The sequence below is a fragment of the uncultured Streptomyces sp. genome (genome assembly GCF_947488945.1).
Classification (GTDB): Bacteria; Actinomycetota; Actinomycetes; order Streptomycetales; family Streptomycetaceae; genus Streptomyces.
The window spans coordinates 50,819-71,705 of the sequence record NZ_CANLBS010000026.1 but is presented as its reverse complement, the minus strand read 5'-3'; the positions used below and the strand labels follow the sequence as shown (position 1 = coordinate 71,705).

17 protein-coding genes and 1 pseudogene are annotated in these 20,887 nt (G+C 70.9%); 5 read left to right on the top strand and 13 right to left on the bottom strand.

The genetic code is table 11. The annotated features are described in order from the left end of the window. Nucleotides 1-81: 81 nt before the first annotated feature. The 3 genes from Q0994_RS29875 (at nt 82) to Q0994_RS29865 (ending at nt 3,383) form a co-directional block, all read left to right on the top strand. A complete protein-coding gene (locus tag Q0994_RS29875) occupies nt 82-1,344 on the top strand; it encodes a nucleotide sugar dehydrogenase (RefSeq protein ID WP_299540813.1) in 1,263 nt (420 codons plus the stop codon). Nucleotides 1,345-1,728: 384 nt separating this feature from the next. After that, nucleotides 1,729-1,896: a hypothetical protein gene (locus tag Q0994_RS29870; RefSeq protein ID WP_299540811.1), complete on the top strand. Its 168-nt coding sequence runs from the start codon at nt 1,729-1,731 to the stop codon at nt 1,894-1,896. A gap of 56 nt (nt 1,897-1,952) precedes the next feature. Further along, nucleotides 1,953-3,383 carry a glycosyltransferase gene (locus tag Q0994_RS29865; protein WP_299540809.1) on the top strand — a complete coding sequence of 477 codons (1,431 nt, stop codon included), beginning with the start codon at nt 1,953-1,955 and terminating at the stop codon, nt 3,381-3,383. A 356-nt stretch (nt 3,384-3,739) separates the two neighbouring features. On the opposite strand, the pseudogene Q0994_RS29860 reads toward Q0994_RS29865, so the two are convergent. The 9 genes and pseudogenes from Q0994_RS29860 to Q0994_RS29820 form a co-directional block, all read right to left on the bottom strand. Next, a pseudogene (locus Q0994_RS29860) lies at nt 3,740-3,996 on the bottom strand (IS110 family transposase); the annotation flags it as partial. Between the two features lie 162 nt (nt 3,997-4,158). After that, nucleotides 4,159-4,794, bottom strand: a complete 636-nt coding sequence (locus Q0994_RS29855) for a LysE family translocator (protein WP_299540806.1) — start codon at nt 4,792-4,794, stop codon at nt 4,159-4,161. Nucleotides 4,795-5,359: 565 nt separating this feature from the next. After that, a complete protein-coding gene (locus Q0994_RS29850) occupies nt 5,360-6,358 on the bottom strand; it encodes an ester cyclase (RefSeq protein WP_299540803.1) in 999 nt (332 codons plus the stop codon). 97 nt (nt 6,359-6,455) lie between these two features. Continuing rightward, nucleotides 6,456-7,802: an MFS transporter gene (locus tag Q0994_RS29845; protein ID WP_299540800.1), complete on the bottom strand. Its 1,347-nt coding sequence runs from the start codon at nt 7,800-7,802 to the stop codon at nt 6,456-6,458. 213 nt (nt 7,803-8,015) lie between these two features. Beyond that, nucleotides 8,016-8,801 (bottom strand): HpcH/HpaI aldolase/citrate lyase family protein, encoded by a 786-nt coding sequence (locus Q0994_RS29840; RefSeq protein ID WP_299540798.1) that lies wholly within the window; start codon nt 8,799-8,801, stop codon nt 8,016-8,018. Then, the gene (locus tag Q0994_RS29835; RefSeq protein ID WP_299540796.1) at nt 8,798-9,571 is read right to left on the bottom strand and encodes an SDR family NAD(P)-dependent oxidoreductase; all 774 of its coding nucleotides are present in this window, start codon (nt 9,569-9,571) and stop codon (nt 8,798-8,800) included. The genes Q0994_RS29840 and Q0994_RS29835 overlap by 4 nt, the downstream gene beginning before the upstream one ends. Then, nucleotides 9,568-10,878, bottom strand: a complete 1,311-nt coding sequence (gene hisD, locus Q0994_RS29830; protein ID WP_299540794.1) for a histidinol dehydrogenase — start codon at nt 10,876-10,878, stop codon at nt 9,568-9,570. The genes Q0994_RS29835 and hisD (Q0994_RS29830) overlap by 4 nt, the downstream gene beginning before the upstream one ends. Nucleotides 10,879-10,923: 45 nt before the next feature. Continuing rightward, nucleotides 10,924-11,661, bottom strand: coding sequence for an alpha/beta fold hydrolase (locus tag Q0994_RS29825; RefSeq protein WP_299540792.1), 738 nt, complete (start codon nt 11,659-11,661; stop codon nt 10,924-10,926). Nucleotides 11,662-11,666: 5 nt separating this feature from the next. After that, nucleotides 11,667-12,815, bottom strand: a complete 1,149-nt coding sequence (locus Q0994_RS29820) for a cupin domain-containing protein (protein WP_299540790.1) — start codon at nt 12,813-12,815, stop codon at nt 11,667-11,669. A 190-nt stretch (nt 12,816-13,005) separates the two neighbouring features. On the opposite strand from Q0994_RS29820, the gene Q0994_RS29815 reads away from it, so the two are divergent. After that, nucleotides 13,006-14,025, top strand: coding sequence for a LacI family DNA-binding transcriptional regulator (locus tag Q0994_RS29815; protein WP_299540788.1), 1,020 nt, complete (start codon nt 13,006-13,008; stop codon nt 14,023-14,025). A gap of 15 nt (nt 14,026-14,040) precedes the next feature. On the opposite strand, the gene Q0994_RS29810 is transcribed toward Q0994_RS29815, so the two are convergent. The 3 genes from Q0994_RS29810 to Q0994_RS29800 form a co-directional block, all read right to left on the bottom strand. After that, the gene (locus Q0994_RS29810) at nt 14,041-15,477 is read right to left on the bottom strand and encodes an amino acid permease (RefSeq protein ID WP_299540786.1); all 1,437 of its coding nucleotides are present in this window, start codon (nt 15,475-15,477) and stop codon (nt 14,041-14,043) included. A gap of 122 nt (nt 15,478-15,599) precedes the next feature. Continuing rightward, the gene (gene hisD, locus Q0994_RS29805) at nt 15,600-16,961 is read right to left on the bottom strand and encodes a histidinol dehydrogenase (protein WP_299540784.1); all 1,362 of its coding nucleotides are present in this window, start codon (nt 16,959-16,961) and stop codon (nt 15,600-15,602) included. Nucleotides 16,962-17,056: 95 nt separating this feature from the next. Next, nucleotides 17,057-17,968, bottom strand: a complete 912-nt coding sequence (locus tag Q0994_RS29800) for a LysR family transcriptional regulator (RefSeq protein ID WP_299540782.1) — start codon at nt 17,966-17,968, stop codon at nt 17,057-17,059. A 264-nt stretch (nt 17,969-18,232) separates the two neighbouring features. Here Q0994_RS29800 and Q0994_RS29795 point away from each other — a divergent pair, with 264 nt between their 5' ends. Continuing rightward, the gene (locus Q0994_RS29795) at nt 18,233-19,108 is read left to right on the top strand and encodes a carbon-nitrogen hydrolase family protein (RefSeq protein ID WP_299540780.1); all 876 of its coding nucleotides are present in this window, start codon (nt 18,233-18,235) and stop codon (nt 19,106-19,108) included. A 43-nt stretch (nt 19,109-19,151) separates the two neighbouring features. Here Q0994_RS29795 and Q0994_RS29790 read toward each other — a convergent pair whose 3' ends face one another. Continuing rightward, a complete protein-coding gene (locus tag Q0994_RS29790) occupies nt 19,152-20,864 on the bottom strand; it encodes a glycoside hydrolase family 13 protein (RefSeq protein WP_299540778.1) in 1,713 nt (570 codons plus the stop codon). Between the last annotated feature and the right edge of the window lie 23 nt (nt 20,865-20,887).

Genomic DNA, 20,887 nt, shown 5'->3' with positions numbered 1-20,887 from the left:
TTGACTTACGTCGGTCGGGGTGCGGGTTGACCTTCCCGGACTGGCGGCCTTCCCTGCCCCCTTCTCGATCTGGAGCCACCCATGGGACGACCACTGCGGGTCTTGGTCGCAGGCCAGGGATATGTGGGGCTGCCCTTGGCCATGGCAGCGGTGGATGCCGGGCATTCGGTAACTGCCTACGAACCCGACGGTGAGCGCTGCTCCCGGCTGTGGGAGGCGGACTCCTACGTGGAGGACGTCTCGTCCGGGCGGCTGATGGCCGCGCTTACCACCGGCCGCTACGTACCGGTGGCCGATCCTGCCGCGGTTGCCCCGGAGTGGGATGTCGCGGTCATTGCCGTGCCGACGCCTCTCAGGGACGGGATGCCGGACCTCGGCTGTGTCCGCGCTGCCGGTGTTCTGCTCGGCCGCGGCCTGTGCGGCGGACGGCACCAGACAGTGGTCCTGGAGTCCACCACTCATCCGGGCACAACGCGGGGTGTCCTGACCCCCCTTTTGGAGAACGAGTCGGGCCTGACCGCCGGAGAGGACTTCCATGTCGGTTTCAGTCCCGAACGGATCGACCCGGGGAATCAGCGGTGGACGTTCGCCAACACTCCCAAGGTGATCTCCGGCCTGACACCGGCCTGCCTGTCCCGGGTAGGGGCTTTTTACCAGACCATTACGGAGACACTGCACGAGGCTGGTTCGATGGAGAGCGCGGAGCTGGGGAAGATCCTGGAGAACACCTTTCGGCATGTCAACATCGCGCTGGTCAACGAGATGTCTCGCGTGGCGCACACGCTCGGCCTCGATTTGTGGGACGCCCTGCGGCTGGCCGAGACGAAGCCGTTCGGCTTCATGAAGTTCACCCCGGGTCCGGGGGTAGGGGGCCACTGTCTGCCGGTGGATCCCGTCTACCTGAGCCACCACGTCAGAGCGACTCTCGGCGAGTCGTTCCGCTTCATCGAACTTGCCCAGGACATCAACGAGCAGCAGCCCGGCTACGTGGTGCGACGGCTCCAGGACGGCCTGAATGCCCGGGGGAAACCACTGAAGGGCTGTCTGATCGCCGCACTCGGCCTGTCCTACAAGCCTGGACCGACGGACGTGCGGCAGAGTCCTGCCCGCGCCGTCATCGACATGCTGCGGGCCAGGGGCGCCACGGTGGACATCATCGACCCGCACGCCGCCTCGACCCAGCCGGGGGTCCTGTACGAGATGAACCCCGCAGGCGACTACGACGCCGTCGTCGTCCTTACGCCCCACCCCGAATTCGGCCTGGAGAAAGTCGCCCGCGAAGCCACCTACCTCCTGGACACCCGGGGCGTTGCACCATCAGGTCCCACCGTCGAGTACCTCTGAACCAACCCCACCAGACCCCGCCCGCCTCGGCCCGGGACCGGCCTGAATGGCACCCTTCGACGCCCACTTCTACAAAGCCACCCCCTGAGCCCGCTCGCGACCTCGGGCCCGATCACCCCGCGGTCCGCAGGTATGCCAGGCCCGGGGGCCAGCGGCCCTCCCGCAGCACCGCGGAAGACGAGTCGGAGTGGCTGGTAGTCCACCTGGACCGTCGTTTCGTCCCGGGCGGAGGAACCGGCTCACGCAGACGGCACGCGGACGCCGGACCGGAGAAGAGACCCCTGGCACCGGGGACGCCGACCTGCTGTCCCCTCCACCGTGGAAGCACCGTTCCCGCCCGTGTCCGGTGCGGGCTTCCCACGCGAAAAAAAGGGGTACCCGCGCATGTCCGAAGGACAACTGGCGAGAACCGGTCTGGGGATCGGCACGATGACCGCGTTCGGAATGACGTTCGACGGGATGTGGCTGCTCGCCACCGCCGCAGCCCTCGTCCTGACCGGCGTGATCCTGCTCCGCTGCACCTGGCGCCGCGGCCGCCCAGCCGGCCAGTGAGAACCACCTCACCCCACACCCCGCTCGCACCGCGCGCCTCCTGAAGGGGCCCCGCCATGACCCGCATCACCCCCGCCTCCGCGCTGCGCCGCCGCGCCCTGGCCGCCGCAACCGTCGCCACCGTCCTGCTCGGCTACCTCCTGCTGCGCCGCGTGGACGCCTTCGCCGCCCTGGGCCACGGCGGACGACCACCCTTCGTGATCCTGTACACGCTGACGTGCGCATGGGTCCTGTGGCAGACCCTCCTCGCCTACACCGAACGCCCCCACCGCGCCGCGCCGAACCAACAGCACATCCTGGACACCGCCCACCTTGCGATTCTCGTGCCCCTCTACAACGAGGACCCCGCCCTGCTGCACCGCTCGCTGCAGTCGCTGCTGGAGCAGACCCGGCTCCCGGACACGGTGAGCGTGACCGACGACGGGAGCGGGAGCGACTACACCGCCCAACGCGACTGGTTCACGAAAGCGGGCACCGAGGCCGGGATCCGCGTCGTCTGGCAGCGCACGGCCAATCGCGGGAAACGCCACGCCCAGATCACCGCGGCCGACGCCGCACCCGAGGCGCAGTACTTCGTCACGATCGACTCCGACGTCGAACTCGACCCGCTCGCCCTCCACGAGATCCTGCAGCCGTTCAGCAACCCGGACGTGCAGTCCGTCGCCGCCGTCGTCCTGTCCGCCAACGCCCGCACGAACTGGCTGACCCGCCTCTTCGACCTCCACGCCGTCAGCTGGCAGCTCAACGAACGCTCCGCACAGTCCGTCCTCGGCTCCGTCACCGTCAACACCGGTGCCTGCGCCGCCTACCGGGCCGCCGTGATCCGCGACCACACCCGCGCCTACCTGGAAGAGACGTTCCTGGGACGCCCCGTGGCCTTCTCCGACGACTCCATGCTGACCCTCCTGGCCAAACTCCGCGGCAGAACCGTCCAGCAGCCCACCGCCTTCGCCCGCGCCACCATGCCCGAAAACCTCAGCCACCACCTACGCCAACAAGCCCGCTGGATGCGCGGCTCCGCCATCCGCTCCTTCTGGCGCGTCCGCTACCTCCCCACCACCAGCTACGCCTTCTTCGGCCAGGTCTCCAACTGGTTCATGACCCTCGCCACCACCGCCACCTTCACCTGGATCATCATCCTCCAGCCCCTCAGCGCCACCGCCCCCTTCTGGGCCCTGCTCATCGCCCCCATCCTCTTCGGCTACCTCCACACCCTGCCCTACCTCACCATCCGCCCCGAAGACGAACCCCTGCGCACCCGCCTCCTCGTCTACGCCTGCACCCCCCTCGCCACCCTGTGGAGCCACACCGTCCTGCGCACCATCCGCTGGTACGGCCTGGCCACCTGCGCCCGCACCGGCTGGGGCACCCGCGAGAAGATCGAGGTCTACGCGGACAGTTCCTCCTCCCTCACCCGGGAGCCGGCGACGGCAGGCGCAACGGCACCAGGCCTCCCATCGCCCAAGATCCTAGAAAAACGATCTTGACCACTGATCGAACGACGTCGGCGGAATGGTTTCTGGGCGGCCCGGGCTAGTCACATCAAGCTATGGATTCTCCCGACCGCTCCCGTCACAACGGATGTGGGGCCCTCCCATGCGAGGGCCCGGGACTGGAGGCCCCGATGTGCCCGAGTTTTCGCCCCATGGCCCTGCTGGCTGCCGCTGCGGAGGCCGTCGCCCCCGCCAGCAGGTCCCCTCAGCCCGTCCCCGCCCGCAGGACCGGACCCGGCCGGTAGGCAGTCGGCGGGCCCGGCCGGTTCTTGTGCTGCTGGCTCTGGTCCGCTGTCGGGCACCGCGTTCCGCCCGCGCCGTCCCCGCCGCGCTCCTGCCGACGGCTCACCCCGGCCCTGGGCGCTCTTCTTGTCGTAGAGGTCCGCGATGCGGGGTCGGCCAGGGCTGCAAACGCGGCAAGGAAGAAGGCCCGTTTCAGCTGCTTGTTTCCCCTTTGGGAGGGCTGCTCCCCGCGGATCGAGGACCCAGAACTGCGGGTCGCGGGTGCGACTCCTGCGTAGGCGGCAAGGTGGCCGGCGGTCGGGAAGGTGCCGCCGTCGCCGACTTCGATCAGGATGCGGGCTCCGGTCCTGACGCCGAGTCCTGGACCGAACTGGCTGGCCGCCGCCGAAAGCCCCGGCAGCCGCATCATCGACCGCAACGCCGCCCACTACCTGGCCGGCGGAATCCCGGGCGCTGGCACCGCTTGACACCACGTCGGCGCGGGCGGGTCATGCCCCGGCCCGCCCGACCCCCGTACGCCGACGGCTCATTCCCGCCCGCTGACCGCTAGTTGGATCCCCAGGCCGACCATCACGAAGCCCGACGCCCCACCGATCCACGACAGCCGACGCGGCGACTTGGCCAGCCAGTTGCGGGCCGTCCCGGCAACGAGGCCCCAGGCCGCGTCGGAGACCAGCGCAATCAGGACACAGATCGTGCCCAGCAGCAACAGCTGCATCTGCGCGTTCCCCGTTGAAGGGTCGACGAACTGCGGCAGAACCGCACCGAAGATCAACAGGCCCTTGGGGTTGCTCACCCCGACGATGAAACCCTCCCGGAAGACCCGGCCCGCACGGCCCGCCCCCGACGCGTCCTGCTCCTGGACCACCAGATGCCTGCGATGCCGCCAGGCCTGCACACCGAGGTACACGAGGTAGAGGGCACCCGCGAACTTCAGGATGGAGAACACCAGATAGGAGCGGGCGAGCACCTCCCCGAGCCCCAGTGCCACGAGGACCACCTGGACGAGGAGCCCCGCCTCGTTCCCCACCGCCGTGGACACGGCGGCCCGTCGCCCAAGCGCCACTCCCCGGCTCACCACAAACAGGACACTCGGTCCTGGCACAGCGATCAGCACGGTCACCACGGTCAGAAAGACGGCGAGACGCTCTAATGCGATCACGCCCACAGGGTACGCACCACGCCTCCAACACCTCGGCCCTTCCGGCGATCTGCCCAAGGCCCACAACCGCGTGCGGCCCCACACATGGGCCACGCCTGCGCGACCGTGCCGAGCGCCTGGCCCGGCGGCCGGCTTACACGTCTGGCAGCGCCGGGGAGAAGTGTTAGCGGGGCGATCCGGTGCGGCGTACGCGAGACGCACCCTCGCGGTCATCGGTGGTCGCACCCCGCACGCCTTCTACGTCGAGGGCTGCGGCGGCCACGCCCCGAACGCCTGCAGCTGGCCGGCGTGGCGAACATCATCGGGTCCTGCACCAATCCGCCGCCGAGTACGGCCCGCATCGGAACGGAGACCGACGGATCCGTCGACGCACATCTGCGCGTGCACGGCGTCGCCAGGCTCAGGGGCGCCGTGCATGTCGGTGTTTCCGACGATCACCCACGGGAACACGCACGCGCCGAGCGCCCTCGTCGGGGAGGGGGCCGCACAGCTGATCACGGCCGCCGGGTAACCGGACCGGTCGACGAGGCGGGCAGCCGGTGGCGGCCGCCCGCGCCGAGGGTGCTCAGTAGATGTTGGCCTCGATCTGCGAGCCCTCCTCGCGGCCGGCGTTGATCTGCGCGCGCAGCGAGATCTCGTCGTAGACACGGACCTCCTTAACGATGCGGCCCTCCTGGATCAGGAACTGCGAGACGCCGAGCACCGTGACCGGCTTGCCAGTGATCGGCCCGAAGGACGGGGTGCCGCGGTAGGTGCCGTGCATGGTCCACAGAACTGCCACGCGCAGGCCCGCGTAGCGCGGGGAGAAGTTCGTCTGGATGTCCCGGACCGCGAACCGCGCGTCGGGGAACGGGCCGACCATGGCGAGCAGATCGGCCTGGTAGCGCTCGGGCCGGATGACCGTCCGGTCGCCGATCGTGTGGAGGAACAGGTCACGGTCCATGTAGTCGTGAACCTTGTTCAGCTGACGCTGCGTCCACACCTCGTCGATGAACCGGAGCACCATCTCGCACTCGGGACGGAACTCGTCCGGACGCTCACCGCTGACCCCGTTGACCAGCACGTCCTGCGGCGGTTCGTCGAGCATCGAGCCGCTGTAGCCCTGGAAGGTCAGCTCACGGGCCGCCTCGGCCGGGTCCTGGCCGCGCTGCAGACAGTCCGCGAGGTCGTCGCGCACGACCCACTCCTCCACCATCCGGCCGCGCCGGTAGAGGCAGTTGGCCACGGTGCGCTTGCGGATGCGGATGTTGCGGCCGTCCACGAGGTGCTCGTCGGCGGAGAAGACCAGGTGCGAGCTGAGGAACGCGTCGTCGCCGCGCGCCTCCCACACCACGTCCTCGGCCTGGCCGATGTGGCCCGGCGTGCTGCCCATGCGGATCGTGCTGCCCTCGATGACGCCGTCACGTCCGACGACGGTGCCGAGGCTGGCGTGCACGATCGAGTCGGGCTCGTAGTTGTCGACGATGTGGGCGATGTCGCGGTCGACCCAGATGCGGTCGGTCACCTCGCGGATGAATTCGTCCGGGTCCTTGTAGGGGAGGTATGCGACAGGGGCCAGGGCCATGGTGCTTTCCGTTCCAGTGGAGTGGTGCGTGTGTGAATGCGTATGCGGACGGCTGGTCATGAGGGTAGCCGGGGGGCCGACGCCGCCCCGGCGGGGGCTAGCGGGCGAACTTGTCCGCGCCGAGCTGACTGCGGTACGTCTCCGTCATGAAGGCGCTCACGACGGCCAGCGCCAGGAGCGCGCCCACCGCCAGGTAGGCCCAGACGGCGTAGATGGTGTCGAAGGTGCTGACCAGCAGGGTCGCGACGAACGGCGTGGTGCCCATGAAGATGGAGAACGAGCTGTTGTACGCGATGGCGCTGGCGCTGAACCGGGTGCGGGTGGTGAACAGTTCGGCCGCGCAGACGGTGACGATGCCCGTGAGGAAGAACTCCGGCACGAGGTAGATGAGCTGGCTGGCCACGGCCGTTCCGAAGGTGCCGTGCTCGCCGACCATGAAGGCGACCGGGACCAGCACGATGCAGGCGATGGCCCCGGTGACCAGCATCGGTTTGCGCCCGATGCGGTCCGACAGCATGCCGGCCAGCGGCAGCATCGGGATGAGGACGGCGATGGAGATGGCGTTCGAGGTGAGGGCCATCCACCGCGGCAGGCCCAGGGTGTCGGTCAGGTACTGGGGATAGAACGTGACCCAGGTGTAGGACAGGATCGCGAGCATGATCGAGATTCCGCAGAAGACCAGGATCGGCCGCCACTGCGAGCGCAGTGCCTCGCGGATCGGGTCCTCGACGACGTCCGCCCCCTCGTTGGTCGCCCGGACGAACTCCGGCGTCTCCTCGATGTGGCGGCGCAGCCACACCCCGACCAGGCTGAGCGGGATCGCCAGCAGGAAGGGAAGTCGCCAGCCGTACGAGTCGAGTGCCTCGCCCTCGAACACCCAGCTGGTCAGGGCCGCCGTGCCGGCGCCGGCGAGAGTGCCGACGAAGCAGCTGTTGGAGGCGTACGACGTGTAGTAGGCGCGACGGTTCGGCTCCGCCCATTCCACGATGAACGCGACGGCTCCGACGTACTCGCCGCCGGAGACGGAGCCCTGGACGACGCGCAGCAGCAGGAGCAGCACCGGGGCGCCGACGCCGATCTGCTGGTACGTGGGCAGCGCCCCGATGAGGGCGGTGGCCACACCCATGGCGACGATGGTCCACAGCAGGGTCTTCTTGCGGCCGACCCGGTCGCCCCAGCGGCCCACGAGGGTGCCGCCGAGCGGGCGGAACAGACAGGCGACGGCGATGATCGCGTACGTGCTCAGGACTGCTACGGCCCTGTCGCTCTGGGGGAAGAACGCCGGGGCCATGATCGGCGCCATGTAGCCGTACAGGCCGTAGTCGAACTGTTCGACGAAATTACCTATGCTGCCCGCGCCGATCGCTCGGCGTATCGCTTTCCGCCTGTTCGGGTCGGCCTGGGGGGAGGTGACGGCTGGGCCGGGTGGCGCCGTGGCGGACATGGCTGCTCCGATCACGCGGGGAATGAGGAATGCATACGTATGAATCACGAGGGCTGGTCGAGAACACTAAGGACCCCGGTCCGGGGCGTCAAGGGTGTGCCGGGAGCGGGCCGGCAGGCCCGGAAAGCGGCAGCCGGGAGCCCGGCGGGGGCGGCGCGCAGGGGGTGCCGTGACGCCACGCCGCAGGCAGGGCCTCGGCCGTCCCGGATCCGGTCAGGCGGGGGCTTCGGCCGCGTCCGTCGTGCCGGGCCCGGCGAGGGCGCGCATGGTGTCCATGAGGACATGGGCCATGTTGTAGAGGACGAGTTGCGCCCCCTGGCGCTCGGCGGTCCGGCCGGCGTCGAGGCTCGGCACGATCGTCATCACCGCGCGCTTGTTGGCCCGCGCCGCGTCGTGCGCCCGCGCGGTCAGCCCCTCGACGACGCCGGGCCCCGGGAAGCCGCAGTCCACGGCCAGGTCGGCGGGGCCCACCAGGACCGCGCCCACCCCCTTGGTGCCGAGGATCGCGTCGGCGTCCTCGCAGGCGCGCCGGGTCTCGATCATGGCCACGACCAGGGTTTCGCGGGACGCGGCCACATGGTCGGCCGCCGTGACCGTGCCGAACCGGCCCGCCCTGCTGTAGGTGGCGAAGCCCCGCTCCCCCCACGGCGGATAGTGGCTGGCCGCCACCGCCCGTACCGCGTCCTCGTGGCTGTCCACATGCGGGAAGATCAGCCCGGCCGCGCCCAGGTCGAGGCAGCGCAGGGCGAGCGCAGGCTCGGCCGAGCCGACCCGGACCAGGACGTCGGTGCCCTGCGCCGCAGCGGCCGTGAGGTGCTGCTGGAGGAGGGCCGTGTCGGCGGGGCCGTGCTCGCAGTCGATGACGACGTAGTCGAATCCCGCGACCCCGGCCATCTCCACCAGCGTCTCCGAGGGGAGCCGCAGCAGGGCGCCCCGCAGCTGCTCGCCGTCCGCCAGCCGCTGCTTGAGGCTGCGGTGCGGTGTGCGGTGCGCGGTCACCGGGCCACCATCCCCGCGGAGAGGTCGATGTCGGCCCCGCACAGGCCGCGCATGCGCAGCATCGCGGTGACGGCCTCGCCCACCTCGTCCTCCGTGACCATCCGCCCCAGGGCGGAGCGACCGACGAACTCCTGCTCGGCCTGCGCGTGCGTGCTCCCGGTGCGCTCCGCCTCCAGACGGAAGTTGCGCTCCATGCGGGGACCCGAAACAGGACCGGGGGAGAGCGAGTTGACTGTGACCCCCAGCGGTCCGACCTCGCCGGCCAGCGTGGTCGTGAGACCGATGACCGCCATCTTCGACGCGCAGTACGGGGTGCGCCGCGACAGCGGGCGCTTGCCCGACACCGAGGCGATGTTGATGACGTCTCCCGCGCCCCGTGCGGTCATGGCGGGCAGGAAGGCCCGGCACATCAGGAACACCCCGCGCACGTTCACGTCGAAGACCTCGTCCCACTCCTGCGGGGTGATCTCGGTCAGCGGGGCGACCGGGCCGGCGATCCCGGCGTTGTTGACCAGGATCGATATCTCCTCGCCGGCCAGACCACGGGCGAGCTCCTCCACGTCGTCGGGGTGGGAGACGTCGCAGACGCGGTACGAGACCCGCGGGCCGAAGCGCGCCGCGGTCTCCTTGAGCGCGGCCTCGTTGCGGCCCGTGATCACCACGCGGGCGCCGTCGGCGAGCAGCGACCCGGTGACGGCCCGGCCGAGACCGCTGCCGCCGCCGGTGACGAGCGCGGTGCGGCCGGTCAGCGGTGTGGTGCGGCTGGTCATGCGGCGCCCTCCTCGTTCCACGGCAGGGTGCCCTTGCCGTACTTGGCGGCGCGGACGTCTCCGGAGCGGGCGTGGCCCTCGAAGAGCTCGATGCGCGCGGCCCGGCCGCACACCTCGCCGAGCAGTGCGGAGGACGTGGTGTCGGTGACCTCCTGGTACGTCACCGTCTTGAGGTACTTGCCGACCCACAGGCCACCCGTGTAGCGGGCGGCACCCCGGGTGGGCAGGACGTGGTTGGTGCCGATGACCTTGTCGCCGTAGGAGACGCAGGTGCCCTCGCCGAGGAAGAGCGCTCCGTAGTCGCGCATCTTCTCCAGTGCCTGGCGGGGGTTCTCGGTCAGCACCTCGACGTGCTCGCTGGCGTAGGAGTCGGCGATCCGGAAGGCCTCGTCGAGGGTCTCGGCCACCACGATCTCGCCGTGGTCGCGCCAGGCGGGTTCGGCGAAGTCCTTCGTGGGCATGCCCGGCAGGAGGCGCTCGATGTGCCGCTCGACCTCGCGGCCCAGCTGCTCGGAGGTCGTGACCAGTACGGCGGGGGAATCCGGGCCGTGCTCCGCCTGCGACAGCAGATCGACGGCCACGACGAACGGGTCCGCGTTCTCGTCGGCGATCACCAGGATCTCGGTCGGTCCGGCGAACAGGTCGATGCCGACCTCGCCGAACAGCTGTCGCTTGGCCTCCGCCACGTACGCGTTGCCCGGCCCCGCGAGCATCGGGACGCGGCCGATGGTCTCGGTGCCCACGGCCAGCGCCGCGACCGCCTGGACGCCGCCCAGCAGGTAGATCTCGTCGGCGCCCGCGAGGTGCATCGCCGCGACCGTCGCGGCGGGGATCTCGCCCCGGATGGGCGGTGTGCAGGCGGCGACGCGGGGAACGCCGGCCACCTTGGCGGTCACGATCGTCATGTGGGCCGACGCCGTCAGCGGGTAGCGGCCGCCGGGCACATACGCGCCGGCGGCGGCAACGGGGACATGCCGGTGCCCGAGGCGGACGCCGGGCAGCGTCTCGATCTCGACGTCGGCCAGCGAGTCACGCTGGGCCTGCGCGAACGTACGGACCTGCTGCTGCACGAAGCGGATGTCGTCCAGGACCGTGCCGGGCACCTGGGACACGATCCGCCGGACCTCGTCTGCGCTGAGGCGGAACGACTCGGGGCTCCACTTGTCGAACTGCTCGGAGTACTCACGGACCGCGTCGTCACCGCGCCGGCGGATGTCGTCGAGGATGGCGTGGACGCGCTCGGCGACATCCGCCCGGGCCGCGCTGACCTGCGCGGCGGGGAGGGGGGACTTGAGGTGTCGGGGCATGACGGCTCTCTTCCGATGAGGATGAAAGGGGGCGGGGTGGTGCGTTCAGGGAGCGGCGGGCGCCGGTCTCGTACCGCCGGCGGCCGTGACGAGTCCGCGCAGTGCGGCCGTCACCGCCTCCGGCCGCTGCCACGGCAGCAGGTGTCCCGCCTCGGGCAGCAGGGTCAGGGCGGCTCCGGGGACCGAGTCCGCGATCGCCCGGTGGTAGGAGGGCGGGCACAGGGTGTCCCGCTCCCCGGCCAGTACGGCGGTGGGGCAGCGGGCCGTCCGCAGGGCGGGGGCCGCGTCCGTGCGGGTCGCCTGCGCGGCGAGCTGGGCGCGGGCGGCCGTGGCGCCCACCGAGTGCGCCATGGCGCGGTAGCGCCGCGCGGCCTCGGGCGTGGGGGTGCGGTCCGGGAACATGTCCGGCAGCGTCTGCTCGACGGCGTCCGCGAACCGGTCGGCCGCGATCAGTTCGTCCATCGCCCGCCAGGCCGTGTACTGCTCGGGGCGCGGCGGGCCCGCGTTGGTCGCCATTACGCACAGACCCGCGATCCGCTCGGGCGCCCGGCGCAGCGCCTCGAAGCCGACGATGGCTCCCAGGCTGAGCCCGACGAGCACGAACGGGCCTGTCACCGTGGCGAGCACGTCCTCGGCGAGCTCCCCGATGTCCCTGCGCCGCAGGGCGACGTGGTGGACGTCGTGGCCCTCGGGGAAGCCGACGTCGCGCCACAGGCTCGCGTCGCAGAGCATTCCGGGTACCACGACGAACGGCGGCGGACGGCCCGTGTCCCCGTCCTCCACGCCGGTCACCAGGAGCGCGCGGAGCGGGGCAGCAGGGCGTACGGGGCGACGTAGCCGTTGTGGTCGATGCCCAGGCCCGCGTCCGCCGCGCTCTTGCGCACCTCCTCGTCCCACTCCAGACGGACGCGCCCGTCACCGGAGTTGACCACGAGGAGGTCGCCCTGCTCGTCGCCGACATTGCGCACGGTGCGCCAGGCGTCCTGCGGGACGGAGAGCATGTCGCGGGGGCCGAGACGGACAGTGAGGGAATCGGTGCGGTTGACGGTGACCTCCCACAGGCCGTCCTTCACGATCAGTGTCTGGGTCTCGTGCTGACGGTGCGCCGAGACGCCCTGCCCAGGGTCGGCGCGGAGCCAGGCGACGTTGTGCCCGTGCGGGTTGAACACGCGGGGCTCCTGGTGCGGGTCCTCCGTCATGCCGTAGCCGATAACGCAGCTCAGCCGGGCGCCGCCGCCGGGCAGGGCGCTGTCGAGGAAGGGGTGCTCGGAGAAGACCAGCTCGTCCGCGGCGGCGATTCGGCGCTTCATCTGGTCGGGGGTGTAGTGGCGCAGCCGGTCGATGTGCTCCTGCGTCATCGGGCTGACCAGCTCGGACTCCGGCGGGAGGGTGTCGCCGGCGACGGTGTCGACCAGCTGGTTGTCCGCGGTGAGGTACAGGCCGTGCTTCCCGGCCTCCCGCAGGACCGAGGGGCCCCAGATGATGCCGCCGGTGTGGTCCATGCCCAGCACGGTGAACATCCAGCCGTCGTCCGGCCCGGTGTTGGTGAAGCCGCGGAAGATCCAGGTGGGGATGGAGGCGATGTCGCCGGCCCTGAGGGTGAGTTCTCCCTCGGTGCCGTCGGCGCCCCAGCGCAGCAGGTACTCGCCCTCGGTACAGACGAACACCTCGGCGGTGTAGTGCAGATGGAGGTTGTTGGTGATGCCGTGCGGCATCGCGGCGGCACCGATGTTGTAGCCGTGCGGCAGCCGGAGGTTGACGTGCTGACCGGCGGCCTGGGAGACGCCCGGCCCGATCATCGCGTAGTTCTCCTTGCGGTCCGACCCTGGCGTACGGCAGTCGATGAAGGCCTGATTGCACGAGACGAAGTCGCTGCGCGGGACCGTGCGACGGGCCAGCTCGCTGGGTGATACCACGACGTCGGGCATGACTGCCATGACTGCTCCTTGCGTGTGAATACGTATGTATTACATGACAGGCGCCGATGTGTTGGATGTCAAGGGGGCTGGGTTGGAAATTGGGTGGTGCATGCGTTTCCGTGCGCGCGCCGCAACGACCGGGCGGTGCACGGCCACGCGTGCATAAGGCATACGTATACTGATCCGGAGGCGCGGTCGGGCGGCTCCGGTGGCGACGAGGAGAGAGCCGATGGGGATCACCAGTCACGACGTGGCCAGGCTGGCTGGTGTCTCGCAGCCCACGGTCTCGCGCGCGCTGCGTGACGACCCCCGTGTGTCCCAGGCCACCCGCGAGAAGGTCAGGCGGGCGGCCCAGGCGCTGAACTACGTGCCGAGCGAAGCCGGGCGCACGCTGTCGACGAGCGCCACCCGGCGGGTGGGCGTCATCGTCACCGATCTGACGAACCCCTTCTACCCTCATGTCATCGCCCCGCTCCACGACGAACTGAGCAGTCTCGGCTACCGGATGATGCTGATCACCGAGCGGTCCGACGAGGCGGTCGCCGAGGAGAAGCTGCTCGACCAGTCGATGGACGGAGTCGTCCTCGCCACCGCCACCACGGACTCCCGCCTGCCGGCCCAGCTGGAGCGGCGTGGCATGCCGTTCGTCTTCCTCAACCGCGACACCGGGCGGAGCGACGACTTCGCCTCCGTCGTCGACAACGAGGGCGGCGGACGGCTCGTCGCGCGGGAACTCGCGGCCCTGGGGCACCGCCGTGTCGCCGGGATCTTCGGTTCCGCCAACACGACGACGGGGCGCGAGCGCGAGCTGGGCTTCCGGCTGGCCCTCGCCGAGGCGGGCGTAGGGCTTCCGGAGAGCCGGGTGGTGCGTGGGGCCTTCGAGTACGAGACCGGCTACCGGGCGCTGCCCGCCCTCCTCGACGCGGACGAGCCGCCCACGGCGGTGTTCTGCGGCAACGACGTCGTCGCCATCGGTGTCCTGAACGCGGCGCTCGCGGCGGGTGTCAGGGTCCCCGAGGACCTCACCGTCATCGGCTTCGACGACCTCCCGATGGCGGCCTGGGAGGTGTTCCGGCTTACCACCGTCCGGCACGATCTGCGGGAGCTGTCGCGCCAGGCGGCGCGTCTGCTGGTGCGGCGGATCGCCAAGGAGGTCGACCCGGCCGGTGAACGCCTGGTCCTGCCGACGGAGTTCGTCCCCCGCGCCACGCACGCCCGCGCCCGCTGAGCCGCCCCGGCCCCGTCACACCGCCCGCTCCGGAGTCCGCTCCGTGCCCGAGGGGCATGCCGCCGGACCGTCGCCCGTGGCACCCGCCCGGCGCTGCCGCGCCGCCCCCACCGCGACAAGCATGGCGGCGAGCCCCAGCGAGAGCCACAGCTCCAGTCGGTGACCCGGCAGTACGGCCATGAGCACCAGCACCCCGGCGATGAAGGCGACCGTGGCGAGGGTGAGGTAGGGGAACGCCCACATCCGGACCTCGGCCGGCAGGCCCCCCTTGCGGCGGGTCGCGTACTGCGTGAGCGCGATGACCATGTACATCATCAGGGCGATCGCTCCGCTGGAGGCGATGAGGTACGAGAAGACCTCCGGCAGCAGGTAGTTCGCGATGACCGCGGCGATCCCGATGACGGTGGAGGCCACGACCGCGTTGGCCGGAACTCCGCGCCGCGAGGTACGTGCGAAGGCGGCCGGGGCGTCACCCCGGCCGGCCAGTGAGAACATCATTCGGGACGCGGTGTAGACGGCGGAGTTCAGGCAGCTGCTCACGGCGACGACAAGGACGACGTCCATGATCCACGCGGCGCCCGGGATGTTCATCCGGTCGAGGGCCGCCTGGTAGGAGCCGGCCGCCAGGTCACCGGCGTTCCACGGGACGAGGCAGACCACGATGAAGATCGAGCCGATGTAGAAGAGGCCCAGCCGCCAGACCACGGCGCGGACGGCCTTCTTGATGTTCTTGCGCGGCTCCTCGGACTCGGCGGCGGCGATGGTGACGATCTCGCTGCCCTGGAAGCTGAACATCGCGGTGAGCAGGCCGGCGATGACGGCCATGGCGCCTTGCGGGGCGAAACCGCCGTGGCTCCAGAGGTTCGAAACGCCGTGGGTGTCCGAGCCCGGCAGCACACCGAGCACGGCGAGCACGCCCAGGACCAGGAACGCCACGATCGCGATGACCTTCAAAAGGGCGAACCAGTACTCGAATTCCCCGTAGTTGCGCACCGCGAGCAGATTGCTGCCCGCCAGTACGGCGATCACCACGAGCGCCGGGATCCAGCTGGGGACCGAGGTCAGGCCGGCGATCACCTCGCCCGCCGCGATGGCCTCGATGGGGATGACGAGGATGTAGAACCACCAGTACAGCCAGCCGATCGAGAAGCCCGCCCAGCGGCCCAGCGCGCGGTCGGCGTAGGTGGAGAAGGAGCCCGTGTCCGGCTGGGCGACGGCCATCTCGCCCAGCATCTGCATGACGAGCACCACGAGCGCGGCCGCCAGCAGGAACGAGATCAGAACGGCCGGCCCCGCGGCGACCACGGCGGTGGACGAACCGACGAAGAGGCCGGCGCCGATCACCCCGCCGATGGAGATCATGGTGATCTGGCGGCCCTTCAGGCCCTGGGTGAGAGCGGTGCCGTTCCCGCCTCCGGGAGGCGGGAACGGCGCGGACGGGCGATGTCGCATGGGTGGACCTCGGTTGTGGGCGGTGTCAGGGGGGAGCCGGTGCGGCCCAGGGCGCGGCCGACAAGGGGCGCGCCCCGGCGACCCCGTGCCGCCGCACGCGGAGCGGCGGCACGGGAGAGCGGTCAGAGCTGGTCGCGCAGAGCGGCCGGGATCTCGTCGAACGCGCCGGACGTCCGCCCGATCCGGTCGATGCGGAGCGTCGCCGTGGCGCCGTGGGCGGCCAGCCCTTCGAACGCCGAGATACGCTCGACGGCGGGAGCGAGGGAAGCGGTCCCCTCCTTCGAGGCGCGCTGGTACGTCAGCGGCTTGAGGAAGCGGGAGACGGAGAGCCCCGCGTTGTAGCGTGCCGTCTTGCCCGTGGGCAGCACGTGGTTGGTGCCGGCGATGCCCTTGTCGGAGTAGGCGACCGTCGACCACGACCCGATGAACAGCGAGCCGTAGTTGGAGAGGTTCCCCAGGTAGTAGTCGTCGTCCTCGGTCTGGATCTCCAGGTGCTCGGGGGCGATGACGTCGGCCACGGCGACGGCGTCGGCCCGGTCGGCCACCACGACGACGGACCCGAAATCACGCCACGCCGGGCCGGCGATGTCCCGGGTGACCAGGGACTCCAGCTGGCGGTCCATCTCCGCGATCACCGCGCGTCCCAGCTTCTCGGACGTGGTGATCAGCGCGGCGGGCGAGTTGGGGCCGTGCTCGGCCTGGCCCAGCAGGTCCGCCGCGACCCACTCGGGGTCGGCGCTGTCGTCGGCTATGACGGCGACCTCGGAGGGGCCGGCCAGCAGGTCGATGCCGACCCGGCCGAACAGCTGCCGCTTGGCCTCGGTGACGAACGCGTTGCCCGCGCCGACCAGCATGTCGACCGGGGCCTCGCCGAGCAGGCCGAAGGCCATCGCGCCGAGCGCCTGGACGCCGCCGAGCGCGAACACCCGGTCGGCGCGGGACAGATAGGCGCCGTACAGGACGGCGGGGTGCGCGCCGTGCTCACCCGATGGCGGAGTGCACGCCAGCACCGTGGGCACACCGGCGGTCTTCGCCACGTTCACCGTCATGAAGGCGCTGGCGAGCAGCGGGAAACGGCCGGCCGGCAGATACGCGCCGACCCGGGAGACGGGGACGTAGCGCTGGCCGCCGGCGACCCCCGGAGCGACCTCGACCTCGAAATCCGTCAGGTGCTCGCGCTGCGCGGAGGCGAACCGGTGGGTGCGCTCGTAGCCCATCTCCAGGGCGGTGCGGACGTCCGGGGGCAGCGCGTCCCCCGACTTCTTGAGCTCGGTGGCCCCGATCTCCACGTCGCCGGACCAGCCGTCCAGCTCCTGGGCGTAGGCGCGCACCGCGTCCATGCCCTTGTGCTCGATCTCCTTCAGCATCTGAGAGACCCGCTCGACCACCTTGGGGTCGCGCTGGGCGGGGGGACCGTCCACGGACGGCTTCTTGAGCCACTGGAACGGGGGGAGAGCCTGTGCTTCGTCGTGCGTGATCTGCATGGCAGGGACGCTAGACGTCTCGCTGCCACAGGACCAGAGGGGCGAGTCCTGTCCTATCCACAGGGTTTCCCTGATCCCCGCGTTGAGGCTGCGACTCAGAGACCGAGCTCGGTACGGAGTTCGCGAAGGGTGTCCTCGGCCAGCCGGGCGAGCTCCCTCGTGGCCCGCGACAGCGGATGTCCCCGCCGCTTGACGAGGGCGACCGTGTCGTAGAGGGGGTCGGCGAACGAGACGGTGCGCAGCCCCGACGGGAACGACGGACCGGCGACCACCGCCCTGCTGGCGATCGTGTCGCCCACCCCGGCCGCCACCAGGTCCAGCGCGGCCTCCACGCGCTCCAGCTCGATGAGCGGGTCGATGGCGACCCCGGCGAGCTGGGCCCGCTCCGCGAGCTGCCGCCGGGTGGGGTCCTGCCAGCCGTAATGCGCGTCGTAGAGAACCAGCGGGGCCCGGGCGAACGCCTCCATCGTCACCGGGATGCGGGTCCGTTCCTCGCTCGCGCTGATGTAGAACACCTCGTCGCGCAGGAGCGGGGTCACCACCAGCCCCTCGTCGTCGATCGGCAGGACGACCAGGCCCGCCTCGATCCGGCCGGCGGCCACGGCGGCGGCGGTCTCCGACGAGTTCTGCCCCACGAGCCTGACCCTGACGGACGGATACCGGGCGTGGAACATCTGCACGAGGTTGGACAGTAGGTAGTAGTCCGCGTTGCGCAGAACACCGAAGGTCGCCGTCCCTCCGCCCAGGGAGCCCAGGGAGCGCACCGCCCTCGTCCCGCCCTCGGCGGCCTCCAGGGCCTGCTGGGCGTACGGCAGGAGTTCCTGGCCGGCCGAGGTCAGGGTCAGGGTGCGGCTGCCCCGTGCGAACAGCTCGGCGTCCAGTTCCGTCTCCAGGCGCCGCACCAGTTCGGAGGCCGACGCCTGGGCTATGTCCATGGCCTGCGCCGCCGCGGTGAACGACCCGAGTCGCCCCGCTTCGACGAAGGCCCTCAGCTGGGTGAGGGTCATGCGTGTTCCTGTGTCTGTCGGATCGGTGAGGCGTCCGGGGCGGTCGTGCGCAGCGCGGACGCGGTGGCCCTCGTTCTACCACGGAGCCACTGGTTCTCCCTGTGGATCCCGCTGGGTAAGGGGGCCTTGTCCTGAGATAGACGCGATGATTGGCTCGTCAGCGCCCCGGGACGAGCGCTCCCGGGACCAGCGCCCCCAGGGCCAGCGCCCCCGGACACCACCAGACAGCCACGGGACACCCCCTTGTGCGGAAAGTTGCCCACTATGACGGTCCCCCTGTCGATCGGCCTGGTCCAGGCGGCCGCGCTCCACCACAAAGCCGATGATCCGGACGCCTTCGCCGCGGACGTACGCCGTGTCGTCGAGGCGCATCCCGGCATACGCCTGCTCGCCTACCCGGAGTTGCATCTGTGTGGCCACGAGCCCGGCGAGGATCCCGGGACGGTCATGACCGAGGCGGCCGAGCCGCTGGACGGCCCTCGCGGCACCCGGCTGGCGGCCCTCGCCCGCGAACTGGGCATCTGGCTCGTGCCCGGCAGCGTCTACGAACAAGGCTCGGACGGCAAGATCTACAACACCGCCCCCGTCTACTCGCCCACCGGCGAACGGGTCGCCGAGTACCGCAAGATCTTCCCGTGGCGGCCGTACGAGACCACGGCGTCCGGCAGCAGTTTCGTGGTCTTCGACCTGGAGGGCCACGGACGCGTGGGCCTGACGATCTGCTACGACGCCTGGTTCCCCGAGACCACCCGCCACCTGGCCTGGCAGGGCGCCGCCCTCGTGCTCAACCTGGTGCGCACACCGACCGTCGACCGCGCCCAGGAGGTCGTGCTGGCCCAGGCCAACGCGATCGTGAACCAGGTTTTCATGGCCAGTCTCAACGCGGCGTCGCCCGACGGCATCGGACGCAGCGTCGTCGTGGACCCCGAGGGGCGTACGCGCGCCGAGGCCGGGCCCGGCCCCGAGGAGGTCCTGACCGACGTGCTGGACCTCGCCGAGGCACGGAGGGTGCGCGCACGGGGGACGGCGGGCCTCACCCGGGTGTGGGACCCGTTCGCGGACGACCAACTCCCGCTCGAACTCCCCCTGTACGCAGGACGGATCTACCCGGACCGCTGGCGCCGCGGAGCCCGGCCGTGAGCCGGCCCCTCCGCTCATGGTGCGAGGGGCCGAACGCCGTGCCTCAGCGGCCGGGCCGGGAGACGGACGCGGCCCCGGTCCGCAGCCAGACGGTAGTCCACGGCGGGAGCGTGTCACCGGTGAGCGGCGCGGAGGTGAGGAGGACCTCCCCCTGGGGCAGCCGCACGGGCTCGTCGGACAGGTTGGCGGCGGTCTGCCAGCCCCCGGTGCGCTCGAAGTGCAGCAGCCCCTGAGGTACCGGTTCCTGCGGGCCGGCCCACGCCAGCGCCTCGTCCGTGACCAGCGTGCGACGTAGTCGCAGGGCCTCGCGGTACAGCTCCAGGAAGGATTCCGAGTCCCCGCCCTGTGCCTCCGCCGCATACCGGCCCCAGCCGGAGGGCTGCGGAAGCCACGAGCCACCGGAACCGAACCCGAAGCTGGTGCCCTCAGTGGTCCACGGCAGCGGTACGCGGCAGCCGTCGCGCCCCTTGACGCGTCCGCCGCTGCGTATCCACATCGGGTCCTGGAGGTCCGCGCGGTCCAGGTCCGCGACCTCGGGAAGGCCCAGCTCCTCACCCTGGTAGACATACGCGGAACCGGGCAGCGCCAGCATCAGTAGGGCAGCGGCCCGCGCCTTGCGTTCACCCGCCGCCAGGTCCGGGGCCGGCACCCGGCCGTCGGTGAGCAGCCACGCCTCGATGTCGCGCTTGCGGTGGTCGCCGGGCAGGGCATAGCGCGAGACATGACGTACGACGTCGTGGTTGGAGAGCACCCAGGTGCTCGTCGCACCGGCGTCGCGGGCGTCGGCGAGCGCCGTCTCGATGGTGGCGCGCATCTCGTCGGCGTCGAGCCGTGCGCCGAGGAAGTCGAAGTTGAACGCCTGGCCCAGCCCGTCGGCGGAGGCGTACGCCATACGCCGTGAGGTGCCCACCCATGCCTCGGCGACGGCGAAGCGCGGCGGGTCGTACGAGTTGAAAACCTGCCGCCAGCCGCGGTAGATCTCGTGCACCGCGTCGCGGTCCCACAGCGGATGACTGCCGTCGGCCGGCAGGGCGTCGGGCTGGTAGCTCTGCTGGTCACCGAGGTCGCGCAGCGGTGCGCGCAGGTCCTTGGCGAGGCCGTGGGCGACATCGACGCGGAAACCGGCGACACCCCGGTCTGACCAGAACCGCAGGGTGTCGTGGAAGTCCTCACGGACCTCGGGGTTGTCCCAGTTGAAGTCGGGCTGCTGGGGCGCGTAGAGGTGCAGGTACCACTGGCCGTCCGCAATCCGGGTCCAGGCGGGGCCGCCGAAGCTGGACGGCCAGTCGGTGGGCGGCAGTTCACCGTCGTCCCCCCGCCCGTCGCGGAAGACGTAGCGCTCGCGGGCGGCCGATCCGGGCGCGGCCCGCAGTGCCTCCTGAAACCAGACGTGCTGGTCGGAGGAGTGATTGGGGACGATGTCGACCATGATCTTCAGGCCGAGCCGGCCGGCCGTGGCGACCATCTTGTCGAAGTCGTCGAGGGTGCCGAGCCGCGGGTCCACATCGCGGTAGTCGGCGACGTCGTAGCCGCCGTCGGCGAGCTGTGAAGGGTAGAACGGGCTCAGCCAGACGGCGTGCACACCGAGGTCGGCGAGGTAGGGCAGCCGTGAGGTGACGCCGGGGATGTCGCCGACTCCGTCGCCGTCGGAGTCGGCGAAACTGCGGGGATAGATCTGGTAGATGACCGCCTGTCGCCACCAGTCCGCGTCGCAGGGGGAGGACGGGGAGGGGGCGGGGGAGTCGTGGTGGGGCATGTGTGTACCTCTCGGGCTGCGCC

Excerpts from the sequence above, each read along its gene's own strand:
- Q0994_RS29875 (WP_299540813.1), top strand. The coding sequence starts at position 82 with ATGGGACGACCACTGCGGGTCTTGGTCGCAGGCCAGGGATATGTGGGG.
- Q0994_RS29870 (WP_299540811.1), top strand. The coding sequence starts at position 1,729 with ATGTCCGAAGGACAACTGGCGAGAACCGGTCTGGGGATCGGCACGATG.
- Q0994_RS29865 (WP_299540809.1), top strand. The coding sequence starts at position 1,953 with ATGACCCGCATCACCCCCGCCTCCGCGCTGCGCCGCCGCGCCCTGGCC.
- Q0994_RS29850 (WP_299540803.1), bottom strand. The coding sequence starts at position 6,358 with ATGGCCCTGGCCCCTGTCGCATACCTCCCCTACAAGGACCCGGACGAA.
- Q0994_RS29845 (WP_299540800.1), bottom strand. The coding sequence starts at position 7,802 with ATGTCCGCCACGGCGCCACCCGGCCCAGCCGTCACCTCCCCCCAGGCC.
- Q0994_RS29835 (WP_299540796.1), bottom strand. The coding sequence starts at position 9,571 with ATGACCAGCCGCACCACACCGCTGACCGGCCGCACCGCGCTCGTCACC.
- hisD (WP_299540794.1), bottom strand. The coding sequence starts at position 10,878 with ATGCCCCGACACCTCAAGTCCCCCCTCCCCGCCGCGCAGGTCAGCGCG.
- Q0994_RS29820 (WP_299540790.1), bottom strand. The coding sequence starts at position 12,815 with ATGGCAGTCATGCCCGACGTCGTGGTATCACCCAGCGAGCTGGCCCGT.
- Q0994_RS29810 (WP_299540786.1), bottom strand. The coding sequence starts at position 15,477 with ATGCGACATCGCCCGTCCGCGCCGTTCCCGCCTCCCGGAGGCGGGAAC.
- hisD (WP_299540784.1), bottom strand. The coding sequence starts at position 16,961 with ATGCAGATCACGCACGACGAAGCACAGGCTCTCCCCCCGTTCCAGTGG.
- Q0994_RS29800 (WP_299540782.1), bottom strand. The coding sequence starts at position 17,968 with ATGACCCTCACCCAGCTGAGGGCCTTCGTCGAAGCGGGGCGACTCGGG.
- Q0994_RS29795 (WP_299540780.1), top strand. The coding sequence starts at position 18,233 with ATGACGGTCCCCCTGTCGATCGGCCTGGTCCAGGCGGCCGCGCTCCAC.
- Q0994_RS29790 (WP_299540778.1), bottom strand. The coding sequence starts at position 20,864 with ATGCCCCACCACGACTCCCCCGCCCCCTCCCCGTCCTCCCCCTGCGAC.